Source organism: Bradyrhizobium sp. CCBAU 53340 (assembly GCF_015291645.1).
GTDB lineage: Bacteria > Pseudomonadota > Alphaproteobacteria > Rhizobiales > Xanthobacteraceae > Bradyrhizobium.
In genome coordinates this window covers 3,167,743-3,180,517 of sequence record NZ_CP030055.1, presented here as the reverse complement: position 1 = coordinate 3,180,517, position 12,775 = coordinate 3,167,743, and the positions used below count along the sequence as shown (strand labels likewise).

Here is a 12,775-nt window from a genome sequence, read left to right as displayed (position 1 = left end):
GTGAGGACGTCACGATGGCGGTCGTAACCCTCACCTTTGCTTGGCGATAAAGTCCTGCAGCACCGCCGCGACCCCCGGCATGACCGGGTCCAGAACGGCTGGCCCCGTCATCTCTGCACTGTCCTGAAGGGTGTGAAACAGAGGATGCAGACCAAACATGCCCAGGAAATTTGTATATCCGGCGCCTTTGACATCTCGCAACTCACCTGCCGCTGCACGATCGCCAACGAGCCATGTGGCATGCTCTTGCTGCAGGTGATTCCGCGCGGACGCTGCCAGCGCCTCGCTCACACCGAAAAATCGGAGCTGAGCGTCGACTTCGGGCAAGATTTTCCACTCATCGCCATTCCTTACCCGCTGATAGCAGGCCAGTGACGCACCATAATGCAACCACAAGATCTTAGCATCGGGCCGTGGCGCCTTGTTGCGAAGGAAAAGCTCCATTCCGCCGTGTCCAATCTCGTGACCTGAGGTGGCGACGAAGATGAAGTTGGCATCGGGGAGTGATCTGGCCGCGAGAGCCGCAGTTGCGAGAAACGCGGCAATGCCGGGCCCTCGCTCGCAAGTGCTGGTGAACCAGCTGGTTACCGGGGTGGACACGATGATGGTCGTGTCCTTGCCGCGATCAAGCCGTCCGATCACGTTCTGACCGGCAACATTCCTTTCATAGCGCCCCTTCACAGCCACGGTGACGGGGCTATCGGTCCGCCGTGCCTCTTCGAGCAGGGGCTCGTCTTTTGGCGCAACCAAGAGCACCGGTACGCCCCAGGGGGCGTCGGACTGGGCGACATTGTAAGTAAAGATTTCTCCACTGGGATGATCGATCGTCAGCAGGATTGCCGCGGGCCCACTGCGCGACGCGGCGGCAATCGCGGCGCGATGCTTTTCATTAAGATAGGCACCTCCGTCATATGGAATCTTAAGTCTCACAAATTTTCCGGCGACGTTTCCGCCTCGGGCTATCGGTGCGGTGAGTGTGAAGCTGGATTTGTCTTCCGGTATCCACCATTGCGGCACGATCGAAGCCGTCTTTTCCCCCACCGTCATGGTTGCGGAATCAAGGACGTATTGCCGCTCTATGGAAAACCGCTGGGCTTCGACCGCAAGGCCCGTGGCCTGAAGTCGTTCAGCGATCCAATCTAGCGCGGCGTTGGCGCCGACCGTACCGAACCGATGGAGACCGAACCGTTCATACTGCTTCACATCATCGTACAAGGCACTACCCGCAAGGGGGTCAGTGGCTTGAACGACGGACGACGTGGAATTCACGGAATTTTGAGCCGACGCGCCGGCCAGCTCAGCCGCCGCCAAGCAGCAGGTGAGCATCAATAACAGCTGCCTCATCCTCAGGCCCATTCGATCCAGAGCACTCCGATCAGACCTTGATCATACATCATCGCTCCTCGCCTGACGAGAAAGTTGCCGCGCCCTGAATTCAATGCGCTGAAGCGCCTCACGCGTTAGCGATCACCAGACTGGGGGTAAGCATGTCGACGAACCCGCGCCCTAGAGTTCGGCTTCCAAAGCGGAAAACGTTTGCTTGATGAAGCTCGCGAGCGGCTCTGACCTTGTTCGTCGGTCCATGCGTCGTCGATCCCCTGAGTGCACTCATTATGCAGATACGGCAGACGGCGGAGATCTCGACCCGTCGACATGTCGACGGACTGTTCGAGATCGATGCTCCGATAGAAGCGATCCGCCCTCGTGGAGATGTGAGCGTACGCATCCGTCGCGGCGAAACCGAGATCAACAGCTTCCAGGCGATCGCCGCAATCGAGACGAGCCTCGAATGCGAGATCCTTCGTGTCGGCGGCCTCCTGCCTCTGATCCTGAGACGCACGCTAACTCGTGAAGACTGGTGGGCCACGGCGTCAAGCACCGGCGGGCGAACGCTCGTCAACTATAGTTGCGTTGGCCCTTGGTTGCGTACACAAGGAGAGGTCGGCACGCCGCCGTTGTCGGCAACCATTGCGTGCGGCTGATGATCTCCGAGAATGCGGCGGGCGCAAGTTTCGGCGTTATGGGCACCGCGCCCGCGACCACTGTTCTGAGGCGCGGCCTGTTCCGCCACGATTGCACCGGCGCGAGCTTGCGCGAGCATTGCGTCTGCACCGTCCTGTAAGCCTGTTCTCCTGCCCGATCTAGCAAGCGCATGATCGGCTCGCTTTGCTTCTGAGAGACCCCAGCAGATAGGTGACTGCGGTTCACCGATGCTTGCAAAGTTCTCATTTGTCGGCGAGTTCCGCCTCGACGCAGACTAGCCCCAAAGTCAACGCTGTCGAGCGTTCCGGGGAGGATGCGTGCTTCTACAACGCCAACTGGCGTCCATTCAGGTTGCGGGCGACAAGCCCGGACCAGCGATGCGCCTGCGCTGCAAATCCTCGACATAGATGAATTTGTTTCTCTCGGCAGGTCGCCGCCGACAGCGTCTTCACGCCGGCGGCTGGCTAACCGGGCAGGGATCACGTGAGAAGCGCTCCGAAGCCGGCACTGCCGTTCTCCGGACGTCCAAGAGAGGAGGAGGAAGGGATGAAGTTCAGGACGTTTCTCGCCGCGGCCGCAGTGCTAGCGCTGGCTGCAAGTTCAGCCCCGGCCGCCGACAAGGATGCCGCCGACACAGCGGTGGAAGCCGCGAAGAAGTACGCGGGTACAACGATCAGCATCGTTTGGGAGGCCGGTCTGCAGTCGCTCGACCCGCTGAACTATTCCGGCCCGCAATGGGAGAAGCTCACCGGCATCAAGGTGAAAGTGGTCGAGGTGCCGACCGACCAGATGTTCACCAAGATCGTGCAGGATTTCAAATCGGGCGCCGGAGCCTATGACGCGCTGAACGTCATTCCGTCCTGGATGCCTGATCTAGCACGTGCCGGCGCGCTCGAGCCGCTCGACAAATATGTCGACAAGTTCGGCTATCGTGACGAGTTGCAGGACATCGCCGCCGCCTATCGCGACAACCAGATGCAGTACGACGGGAAGATCTACGGCTTCCCGGACGATGGCGACGTGATGTTGCTCTATTACCGGAAGGACATCTTCGAGGATCCGAAGATGAAGGACGATTTCAAGGCCAAGTTCGGTTACGAGCTCGCTCCGCCAAAGGACTGGAAGCAGTTCGACGAGATCGGCCAATTCATCACCGACAAGATGGCGCCCAAGGTCTACGGCGCCGGCTTCTTCCGCACGGCGCCCTATCCGCAATACATGTTCCAGGAGCGCTTCCGTATGGAGGGAGGCAAGTTCTTCAACGCAGACACCATGAAAGCGTCGGTGAACAGCGACGTCGGCCTTAAGGTGTTCAAGCAGATGCTGGCGGAGAACAAGTTCATGCCGCCTGGCGTCGAGCAGTGGAATTTCGTCGACAACCTAGCTGCGTTCCTTCAGGGCACAACCGCGATGACGATCTCCTGGCCGCCCTACGGCCGCTGGGCCGCGGGCTACGGCTCAGGCGAAGAGGCGTTGAAGTGGGTGCCGAAATCCCAAGTCGCCGGCAAGGTCGGCTACGCACTCACGCCTCTCGGTCGCCCGGAGCTCGGCGTCGGCTTCGACTTGTCGGTGTCGGCCACCAGCAAGAACAAGGAGGCCGCGTATCTCTTCATCCAGTGGCTGAACAGCAAGAAGACCAGCCTGGAGCGCGTCCAGCTCCCCTATACGCTGCGCGATCCGTTCCGCTTCTCGCACTACGCGAGCGAGAAATACCGCGCGCTCTGGCCTGACGCTCCAGCCTATCTCGATACGATCAAGACGTCGGGCGAAAAGGGCCTGCTCGATCTCTCGCTGCTGCAACAGGACAAGTACGATGAGGCGATGACCAAGGCGATCTCGAGCCTCTGGGCCGGCGAAGATCCCAAGGCCATTCTCGACCGCATGGCGCAGCAATTCGACGCGATCACCGAGAAAGTCGGCATCGAGAACCAGAAAGCCGTCTACAAGGTCTGGGCCGCGAAGCCCGGCGCCTATCCGCAATAGCTTATTGGATATCGCACGGGAGGCATCGCCCTCCCGTGCGGTGCCGTTTCCGGACTGATAATGACAGCTTCTGTGAACCTCAACGCTGCCGAGCACCGCCCCAGCCGCTTCGGGCGCATGCTCGAGGATCGCCTGCCCTATCTCATCGTCGCGCCGGCCATTCTGATCCTCCTGCTGGTCGGCTTGTTTCCCCTGATCTACTCGCTCGTCGTGAGCTTCCAGCGCATCACGATGACCGAGAGTGACACCTCTTTCGCCGGCCTCTTGAACTATGCGGAGCTGTTCAGGGATACCCGCCTCTGGGCCTCGCTCGGTCACACCGCCATCATCACCGCGATCTCCCTGCCCCTGGAGCTGCTGGTCGGCTTCTTGATGGCGCAGCTCTTCATCGATCGCATGCCGGGTCGACAGATCTTCGTCGCACTGCTGGTGTTGCCGACCGTCATTTCTCCAATCGTTGCGGGCGCCACCTGGCGCCTGATGTTCGACGTCCGCTTCGGTCCGATTGGCCAGATTCTGAGTTTCTTCGCTGGTGAGCCGGTGCGGATCCTTTGGACCGTCAATCCTGCCTACGTATATCCGGCGATCATCATCTGCGAGGTCTGGCAGTGGTCGCCATTCATGTTCCTGCTGCTGCTTGCTGCGCTGTCGAATGTTGACCAGTCGCAGCTCGAGGCCGCGGAAATCGATGGGGCGTCGTACCTGCGCGTGCTTCGCGCAATCGTTCTACCGGCGATCGCGCCCGTGATCGCCGTCGCCTGCCTGATCCGCGGCCTCGATCTTGTCCGCATCTTCGACATCATCTGGGCCCTTACCGAAGGCGGGCCGGGCTCGACGACCGAGACCATTTCGCTCTACACCTATGTCCAGGGCTTCTCGCAATTCGAGACCAGCTACACAGCCGCGATTTCCTTCCTGGTGATTGCGCTGCTGACGCTGATCACGACCCTGGTCCTCAAGCGCATGGAGCTTGCGCGATGAGGACCGGCAGGTTTCCGGCCAGAAAAGCCCGCATTCTCGCCGTCCGCTATCTCGGCGCCGGCATCGTGACCCTGCTGTTCCTGTTTCCGGTCTATTGGTTGTTCATGATTTCATTCAAGACACCGGACGAAATCTATCACGTCCCGCCCTTGTGGATTCCCGGAGAGATCCAGTTCTCGAACTATTACGTCCTGTTCAGAGATGGCGACGTCCTGGCGATTCTGAACAGCCTGATCGTCGCCGGCGTCAGCTCCGGCATCGCAATCGTTCTCGGGACGCTCTGCGCCTACAGCCTCGCCCGATTCGGCACCGGCGGCGAGAACCTCGCGATGTGGATCATCTCCCAGCGCATGATCCCGCCGATCGCGGTCGTCTTCCCGATCTTCCTGATCTACGTGTATTTCGGCCTCGTCGACGGCTATTTCGGGCTGATCCTGCTCTACACCGCATTCAATCTTCCCTACGTGATCTGGATGATGCGCGGCTACATCGTCGACGTTCCCCTGGAGCTCGAGGAAAGCGCGCTGGTCGATGGCCTCAATCGATGGGAGGTGATCTGGAAGGTCGTTTTCCCGATGGTTCGCCCCGGCCTCATGGCGACGTCGGTCTTCACCTTCGTGTTCGCCTGGAACGACTTTCTGTTCGCGCTCGTGCTCACGCGCACCGAGGTCATCACGTTTCCGGTCATGCTGACGCACTATTTCGGCGGCCAATCGAATTTCTGGGCCAAAATTGCGGCGATGTCAGTCCTGGGGACGTTGCCGATCTTTATCGCGGTCTCGGTGATGCAGCGCTATCTCGTGCGCGGCATATCGCTGGGTGCAGTCAAGGGTTAGGGAGAGCGGAGTGGCTGACGTCAAGCTGTCCGGAGTACACAAATATTACGGCAACGTGCATGCGGTCCGGGGGGTGGATCTCACCATCGCCGATGGCGAATTCGCTGTGCTGGTGGGGCCGTCCGGCTGTGGCAAGAGCACGCTGTTGCGAACGATCGCCGGCCTCGAGGATCCGGATGGTGGGGCGATCACCATCGGGGGCGCGGTGGTCAACGATCTGCGCCCGCGCGAGCGCAACATCGCGATGGTGTTTCAGAACTATGCGCTCTACCCCTATCTGACCGTCAGCGAGAACATCGCTTTCGGTCTGCGCGCCCGCAAGACTCCCGAGATCGAGATCAGGAAGCGGGTCAGTGAAGCCGCGGAGATGCTCGGCATCGGCAATTTCCTGCAGCGCTATCCGAGGCAGCTGTCCGGAGGACAGCGTCAGCGCGTCGCCATCGGCCGCGCCATCGTCCGCAAGGCCGACCTGTTCCTGTTCGACGAACCGCTCTCGAATCTCGACGCTCAGTTGCGTGACGAGATGCGCACCGAGATCAAGCGCCTGCATCACGAGATCACGACGACCATGATCTACGTCACCCATGACCAGGTCGAGGCGATGACGCTGGCCGACCGGATCGTGCTGCTGCGTGACGGAAAAATCGAGCAGCAGGGCGCTCCGCTGGAACTGTTCGAGCAGCCGCGTACGGGGTTCGTGGCAGGCTTTCTCGGCTCTCCGTCGATCAACCTCATCCCGGCGACCCTTAGGACGAACGGTCCGGTGGTAGCAGTGGTGTTTCAGTCCGGCGGTGAACTGACGCTTCCGAGCGCGAAGACGAGGCCGCTGGCCAATATGGATGAGCGAGAGATTCTCGTCGGCATTCGGCCCCAACATTTCAGTCGGGCCGGCGGGACGCTGCGCGACGGCGTAGTCTACTATTCGGCCACTGCCGATCTCATTCAACCGACCGGGACACGCACCTTCACCACCATCAAGATCGGCGGCGTCGATGCGGTTGCCGAGCTGCAGGCCCATGACGTCAGCAGCCATGGCGAGCGAATCGATCTCGCCATCGACCTCAATCGCGTGGTGCTGATTGATCCGACCAGCGATTTGGTCATCGCATAACGAGTGCAGCATTCGAAAACGGGAGGGATGAATGGCGTCGAGACTGTTTGCAACCGGAATCGGCGCGCCGGAGGGGCCGGTGTGCCTGCCCGACGGCTCGATGTATGTCACCGAGATGTCCGCGTCGACCCTTTGCGTCACGCGGCTCGATCCTCGGGGCAATCGTCGCGTGATCCGAACGACGGGTGGCCGTCCGAATGGACTGACGACCGACGGCCACAGCCGCATCTGGATAGCGGAAGCCGGCCTCCGGGCGCTGATCTGCATCGATGAAAGCGGAAACGAGATCCGGCGCATGCAAGGGGAAGGCGCGGAGCGCTTTCTGTTTCCGAACGACCTCTGCTTCGGCCCGAACGGACTACTGTACATGACCGACTCCGGAATGGCCGCCGAGGATTTCATCAACGGCCAGGCCTTCGTCGACGGGTATATGGATCTCGACTGGGACGGCCGTGTGTATGAGATCGATCCCACAGCCATGAAGGTGCTCCGCGTGCTCGATCGCAAGATCCGCTTCACCAACGGCATTGCCTTCGGTCCCGACAACCACCTCTACGCCAACGCATCCTTCACCGGCGAGATCTATCGGTATGACGTGCTTGGCGAGGCAGTGCCGAAGCGCGTCGTCTTCGGCAACGTGCTGCAGCTGGATGCCAATTCGGACTTCAAAGGACCGGACGGGATGGCCTTCGGAACGGACGGCCGGCTCTATTGCACGGTCTACAACCAGAAGAACGTTACGGTGCTAGACCGGCGGGGTGAGGTCGCCGATCGTCTGGTCCTGGACGGACCCCAACCGACCAATTGTGCCTTTGCGCTCGAAGGCAGGAAGCTACGCGTCACTGAGGTCGGCAAGGGCCAGGTCGAGGAGATTGACATGGCCTGTGATGGGCTGCCACTGCATCTGCCAAAGTTCGCCTAAGGGAGGGCTCCCGCGTCGCAGCGACCTGCGAACACGCCCGCGGCTTTCGTGGATCGACGACATCAGGTGCAATCCCACAGAGTACTGTTCGCCGCAGCCGCCTCAAAAATTCAATTCGCCTTTACTGCCACGCTTTGAACGGTTCGACAGACACGATCCTGAGCCATCTCAGACATTTGACATGTTGGCATCTTCGCAAGAGAATTTTCGAGTGCGTCCGGCTCTGCGCAACAGAAACTCCGCTAGGAAGTGAAATGATGATAGGCAGAAACAACGGCCCCCCTGCTCGCGCAAGGCCGCTCCGATCGGCCGCGGCTCTAAGTCTGGCGCTTGGCGTGGCCATTGTGTTGCTGAGCGGAGGACGCTCGGTCGCCGACGAGGCATTTCAGGGCGCCTGCATAGGACTTGCCGATCGGACCATTCCAGCCACATTGATCGGTCTTCCGAGCGGGGACGCCATCGTCACGTCTGTAAGCTTCATGCCGGCAGCAGCGCAGGCGAAGACGCCCGACTTCTGCAAGGTCCTGGGCACCATTGCCCCGATTGATCCGGCGGCGCAGCTGATCAATTTCGAGCTCAATCTGCCGGCCGCCTGGAACGGCAGGCTATTGCAATATGGCGGGGGCGGCTACAATGGAAGCTTGATCACCGGCCTGGCGCCCCTCCGCGATGCAGCGCCCGACGATCTCCTGCCGCTTGCGCGTGGCTATGCGACGGTCGGCACCGATTCCGGCCATCAAGCTTCGAGCTTTCCTCGCGACTCGATCGGCAAGTTCGCTCTCAACGACGAGATGCTCACCAACTATGCTTATGCCTCCTACAAGAAGGTGCGCGATGTCGCCGTCGTGCTAAGCGAAGTACTTTATCGCAAGCGGCCAGTGAGGATCTACTATTTTGGCGGCTCCGAGGGCGGTCGCGAAGGCCTCACTATGGCCCAGCGCTTTCCGGTCGATTATGACGGGATCGTCAGCGTCGTGCCGGTAGTGCAGCTCTCTATGCTGTTCCAGTCCTACATCCCGAACGTGCTGCCGCAGTTCGAGGGCGGTTGGCTCAATCCAGCAAAGACCAAGACGCTGGCGAAGTTCGTGATGGAGGCTTGCGACGAACTCGATGGCCTGCGCGACGGCATCGTCAGCAACTCATTCGCCTGCCAAGCCAAGGTGAATCTGGCCGCATTGCGCTGCTCCGGCGGAAGGGATACCGGCGACAACTGCCTGTCGGACCTGCAGATCGTCTCCGTCCAGGCGGTGCATGCGCCGCATCCCTTCCCGTTCGCGATGGCCAACGGCATCACCGCCTATCCGCAATGGCTCTATGGCAACGAGACGACACCCGACCCTGATCGATCGACCATGGCGCGCTGGGTTGTCGGCACGGCGCCACCGAGCGAGCCACTTGATGTGGCCACGGCTTCGCAACACTGGATCTACGGGGCGAACGCCATTCGCTTCATGGTCGCGCGGGACGCCAAGTTCGATGTCCGAAGCTATCTCCCGGAAAATTTTCGTGCCCGCGTCGAGGAGGTCTCAAAGCTGCTCGATTCCACGAATCCTGATCTGTCGCCGTTCTTCGCCCATGGCGGCAAGCTGATTATGCGAGAGAATCTAGCCGACCTCGCGCAGAGCCCGCTCGCCGGCATCGACTATTTCAAGTCGGTCGTGGCCAAGCTCGGTCAAGCCACTGTCGACGTCTCGGCGCGCCTCTATCTTTCGCCCGGCTCGACCCACACCGGCCACGGCGCAACCGTACCGGATGGCACCGCGATCCCGACCATGGTCGACTTGCTCGACCCACTCGACCATTGGGTCGCCGACGGCATCGCACCGGCCGACGCGCTGATCCAGACGGTGAAGGAAGCCACGCCGCCCTTTGCTCTGAAGGCGTCCCGTCCGATGTGCCGTTACCCCAATTATCCACATTATGTCGGGGGCAATAGGAGCGCGGCAGAGAGTTACGACTGCAGAGAAGCCGCACCGTAAGAAGCGGCAGGCCGGTGCGGGAGAAGCCTCAAGGCTTTTCGCCAATAGATCAAAGGAAGCCGATCGATAGCCAGGGCACGGCAGCAACGATCAGCGTGCCGATCAGGAGCGCGATCATATAGCCCACGATCGGCTTCATACCCTCGTCCGGACTGATGCGGCTGATGGCGCAGGCCGCGTAGTAGCCGACGCCGAACGGCGGTGCAAACAGGCCGATTCCCATGGCAAGAACGACGACCATCGCGTAGTGGACATCGTGTACGCCGACCTGCCGCGCGATCGGAAACAGCAGCGGACCAAACAGGACGATGGCTGGGATTCCCTCCAGCACGCTGCCGAGGATCACGAAGGTCAGGATGGTCACGGCCAGGAAGACGGGGACCCCGCCGGGAAGGCTGGTCATGAATTTGGCCAGAGAGGCAGAAAATCCCGACTGGGTCAGCGCCCAGGCCATGCCTGTCGCCGCGCCGATGATGAGCAGGATCGCCCCTGACAGCGAGGCTGTCTCGACCAGCATCGGATAGATGCGGCGCCAGTCGAACTGGCGGTAGATGAGGAGACCGGCACAGATCGAGTACAGGATCCCAATGGTCGAGACTTCCGTGGCCGTCGCTACTCCCTCGACGACGGCGGTCCGGATCACGAATGGCAGCGCGATGGCCGGTATCGCGATGACAAAAGCGCGGCCGATCTCCCGCCCAGTGGCCCTTTTCACGTGGGATAGGTCCTCGCGGCGATATCGCCACCACACAATCGCCGCGAGCATGACCGCGAGCACCACTCCGGGCAGTAACCCTCCGGTGAACAGCGCCGAGATCGAAACGCCTGTCACAGAGCCGATCGTGATCAGGACTAGCGAGGGCGGAATCGTCTCGGTCTGGGCGCCGGTCGCCGCCAGAAGCGCAACGAGGTCGCCCGGCTTGGCCCCGCGCTCCCGCATCTCGGGAAACAGGACCGGAGCCACCGCAGCCATGTCTGCCGCCTTGGAGCCGGAAATGCCCGACACCAGATACATCGCTCCGACCAGCACGTAGTGCAATCCGCCGCGCACGTGGCCCAGGAGGCTCGCGAGGAAGCTGACCATGGCGCGCGCCATGCCTGTCATCTCGATCAGGAGACCGAGAAAGACAAAGAGCGGCACGGCGAGCAGGATTAGGTGGCTCATGCCCTCGTCCATCCGTCCGATCATCACCACGTCGGGCGTGCCGGTCGTCAAGGCGAGATAGCCGACGGTGGCGAGGCCGAACGCGAACGCGATCGGCACGGCCGCGAAGACCATCGCCCCGACAACGAGAACGAAAAAGATCAGGAGGTTCAGATTGCCGAGCGGCTTCAAGGCGGGAGCGAGCAGGACGAAGATCGCAATGATACCTGCAACGAGCGCCAGGGAAGCGAGCAAGCTGCGCAGGCTCGCGATGCGGATCAGGCGGAGGACCGCCGCGACCAGCATCAATCCAATCCCGATCGGCAGCGCCGCCGCACGCCAGCTGTTCACGATCTCGAGCGCCGGCGTCGTCACGAAGGCCTCGTCGGCGGCGAACTCATAGGCTGGCCAGACGACGAGCACGAGAAAGGCCAGCGATGCTGCGGCCGCCACGACATCCAGGAATGCGCGAACCTCCGCACTGAGAACGCCGACGATGGCGGTCATCCGCATATGCTCCCCGCGCTGAAACGCAATCACCGATCCCAGCATGGCGAGCCAGAGGAAGAGAATGCCGGCAAGCTCGTCAGACCAGACGATCGGCGAGCGGAACACATATCTGCCCACAATGCCCGCGGACAACACCGCGATTTCGGCGAGAACGAGCAGTGCTGCAGGTACAGCGACGATATGGCCGAGCACAGCGTTCGCTGTCACGCCCCAACTGCGCCGGCCCGCCTGTGATGCGCCGGTCGTCACACCGGCATCGACGTGCGGCGTATGGCTCACGCTGGTCATGATAACTGGCCCGCGGCTTTTTCGAGCTGAGACCATGCTTCTTCCCCGAACTTGCCCTTCCAGTCCGCGTAGAAGCTGGTCTTGGACAGGGCTTGGCGGAAGGCGGTGCGATCGACGTCGATGAATTTGAGACCCTTGGCCGAGAGATCATTACGCAACGACTGGCTGAGCTTTGCGATGTCGGCACGCTGCTCGACCGCGGAGCGATCGAGCTCGCGCGTCACGATCTCCTGCACGTCCTTGGGCAGGCGCTCGATGGCGCGCTTGTTGCCGAGGATCCAGTAGCCGTCCCAGACGTGCCCCGTCAGGCTGCACGTGCTCTGGACTTCATAAAGACGCGCGGTCGCAATGATTGGCAGCGGGTTCTCCTGCCCCTCGACGACCTTGGTCTGCAACGCGGAATAAACCTCGTTGAAGTTGATCGGCGTCGGCCCGGCGCCGAGCGCCTTGAAGAGCGAAGTGAGCAGCGGCGCGGGCGGAACGCGGATCTGGAAATTCTTCAGATCATCCGGGGTGCGGATCTCGCGACCGGATGAGGTCACCTGGCGAAAGCCGTTGTCCCAGGCTTTCGACACCGCCATGATCGGCGTCTTGGCGATCTGCGCCCGGATGTAGGTGCCCAAGTCGCCGTCCATCGCTTTCCACACGCTGTCGTAATCGGCGAATGCGAAGCCCGTGTTCACAATGCCGGCGCTCGGCACGAGGGTGGCGAGGATCGAGGATGATTGATTGAAGAACTCGACCCCACCGCTGCGGACTTGCGTCATGAGCTCGGTGTCGGAACCGAGTTGGTTGGCCGGGAACAGTCTGATCTCCAACCGGCCGCTGGTCGCTTCCTTGATGCGGTCGATCGCTTCCTGCGCGCGAATATTCACAGGATGGGTCGGATCCTGTCCTGTCGCGAACTTGTAGACGAACTCGGCGGCGGATGCGGGGCGGGTCAGAATCCCGCAGAGAGGTACGGCACTGGCCGCCAGCAAGAGCGAACGGCGGCTGATGCGTCCGGGCTTCGAGACAGTCATGTTTTCCTCCTGATCC

The 12,775-nt window shown here is 61.4% G+C and carries 10 protein-coding genes; 7 read left to right on the top strand and 3 right to left on the bottom strand.

Annotated features, from left to right (window positions below; all coding sequences use genetic code 11):
* Positions 1-30: 30 nt before the first annotated feature.
* Positions 31-1,344 carry a hypothetical protein gene (locus XH89_RS14990; protein ID WP_194467771.1) on the bottom strand — a complete coding sequence of 438 codons (1,314 nt, stop codon included), beginning with the start codon at positions 1,342-1,344 and terminating at the stop codon, positions 31-33.
* A 224-nt stretch (positions 1,345-1,568) separates the two neighbouring features.
* On the opposite strand from XH89_RS14990, the gene XH89_RS14985 reads away from it, so the two are divergent.
* The 7 genes from XH89_RS14985 (at position 1,569) to XH89_RS14955 (ending at position 9,795) form a co-directional block, all read left to right on the top strand.
* The gene (locus XH89_RS14985; RefSeq protein WP_194467770.1) at positions 1,569-1,982 is read left to right on the top strand and encodes a hypothetical protein; all 414 of its coding nucleotides are present in this window, start codon (positions 1,569-1,571) and stop codon (positions 1,980-1,982) included.
* A 547-nt stretch (positions 1,983-2,529) separates the two neighbouring features.
* Positions 2,530-3,966: a sugar ABC transporter substrate-binding protein gene (locus tag XH89_RS14980; protein WP_194467769.1), complete on the top strand. Its 1,437-nt coding sequence runs from the start codon at positions 2,530-2,532 to the stop codon at positions 3,964-3,966.
* A 60-nt stretch (positions 3,967-4,026) separates the two neighbouring features.
* Positions 4,027-4,947 (top strand): carbohydrate ABC transporter permease, encoded by a 921-nt coding sequence (locus XH89_RS14975; RefSeq protein ID WP_194467768.1) that lies wholly within the window; start codon positions 4,027-4,029, stop codon positions 4,945-4,947.
* Positions 4,944-5,783, top strand: coding sequence for a carbohydrate ABC transporter permease (locus XH89_RS14970; RefSeq protein WP_194467767.1), 840 nt, complete (start codon positions 4,944-4,946; stop codon positions 5,781-5,783). Before XH89_RS14975 ends, XH89_RS14970 begins: the two co-directional genes overlap by 4 nt.
* Positions 5,784-5,793: 10 nt before the next feature.
* The gene (locus XH89_RS14965) at positions 5,794-6,894 is read left to right on the top strand and encodes an ABC transporter ATP-binding protein (protein ID WP_194467766.1); all 1,101 of its coding nucleotides are present in this window, start codon (positions 5,794-5,796) and stop codon (positions 6,892-6,894) included.
* A gap of 31 nt (positions 6,895-6,925) precedes the next feature.
* A complete protein-coding gene (locus XH89_RS14960) occupies positions 6,926-7,816 on the top strand; it encodes an SMP-30/gluconolactonase/LRE family protein (protein ID WP_194467765.1) in 891 nt (296 codons plus the stop codon).
* 335 nt (positions 7,817-8,151) lie between these two features.
* Entirely contained in the window at positions 8,152-9,795 is a 1,644-nt protein-coding gene (locus XH89_RS14955) for a tannase/feruloyl esterase family alpha/beta hydrolase (RefSeq protein WP_194467764.1), read from the top strand.
* A gap of 49 nt (positions 9,796-9,844) precedes the next feature.
* On the opposite strand, the gene XH89_RS14950 is transcribed toward XH89_RS14955, so the two are convergent.
* A complete protein-coding gene (locus XH89_RS14950) occupies positions 9,845-11,737 on the bottom strand; it encodes a TRAP transporter large permease subunit (protein WP_194467763.1) in 1,893 nt (630 codons plus the stop codon).
* Positions 11,734-12,759, bottom strand: a complete 1,026-nt coding sequence (locus tag XH89_RS14945; RefSeq protein WP_194467762.1) for a TRAP transporter substrate-binding protein — start codon at positions 12,757-12,759, stop codon at positions 11,734-11,736. The genes XH89_RS14950 and XH89_RS14945 overlap by 4 nt, the downstream gene beginning before the upstream one ends.
* Positions 12,760-12,775: the final 16 nt, after the last annotated feature.

What these genes read in the sequence shown, in the direction of transcription:
- XH89_RS14990 (WP_194467771.1), bottom strand. Translation starts at nt 1,344, where the DNA reads ATGAGGCAGCTGTTATTGATGCTCACCTGCTGCTTGGCGGCGGCTGAG.
- XH89_RS14980 (WP_194467769.1), top strand. Translation starts at nt 2,530, where the DNA reads ATGAAGTTCAGGACGTTTCTCGCCGCGGCCGCAGTGCTAGCGCTGGCT.
- XH89_RS14975 (WP_194467768.1), top strand. Translation starts at nt 4,027, where the DNA reads ATGACAGCTTCTGTGAACCTCAACGCTGCCGAGCACCGCCCCAGCCGC.
- XH89_RS14970 (WP_194467767.1), top strand. Translation starts at nt 4,944, where the DNA reads ATGAGGACCGGCAGGTTTCCGGCCAGAAAAGCCCGCATTCTCGCCGTC.
- XH89_RS14960 (WP_194467765.1), top strand. Translation starts at nt 6,926, where the DNA reads ATGGCGTCGAGACTGTTTGCAACCGGAATCGGCGCGCCGGAGGGGCCG.
- XH89_RS14950 (WP_194467763.1), bottom strand. Translation starts at nt 11,737, where the DNA reads ATGACCAGCGTGAGCCATACGCCGCACGTCGATGCCGGTGTGACGACC.
- XH89_RS14945 (WP_194467762.1), bottom strand. Translation starts at nt 12,759, where the DNA reads ATGACTGTCTCGAAGCCCGGACGCATCAGCCGCCGTTCGCTCTTGCTG.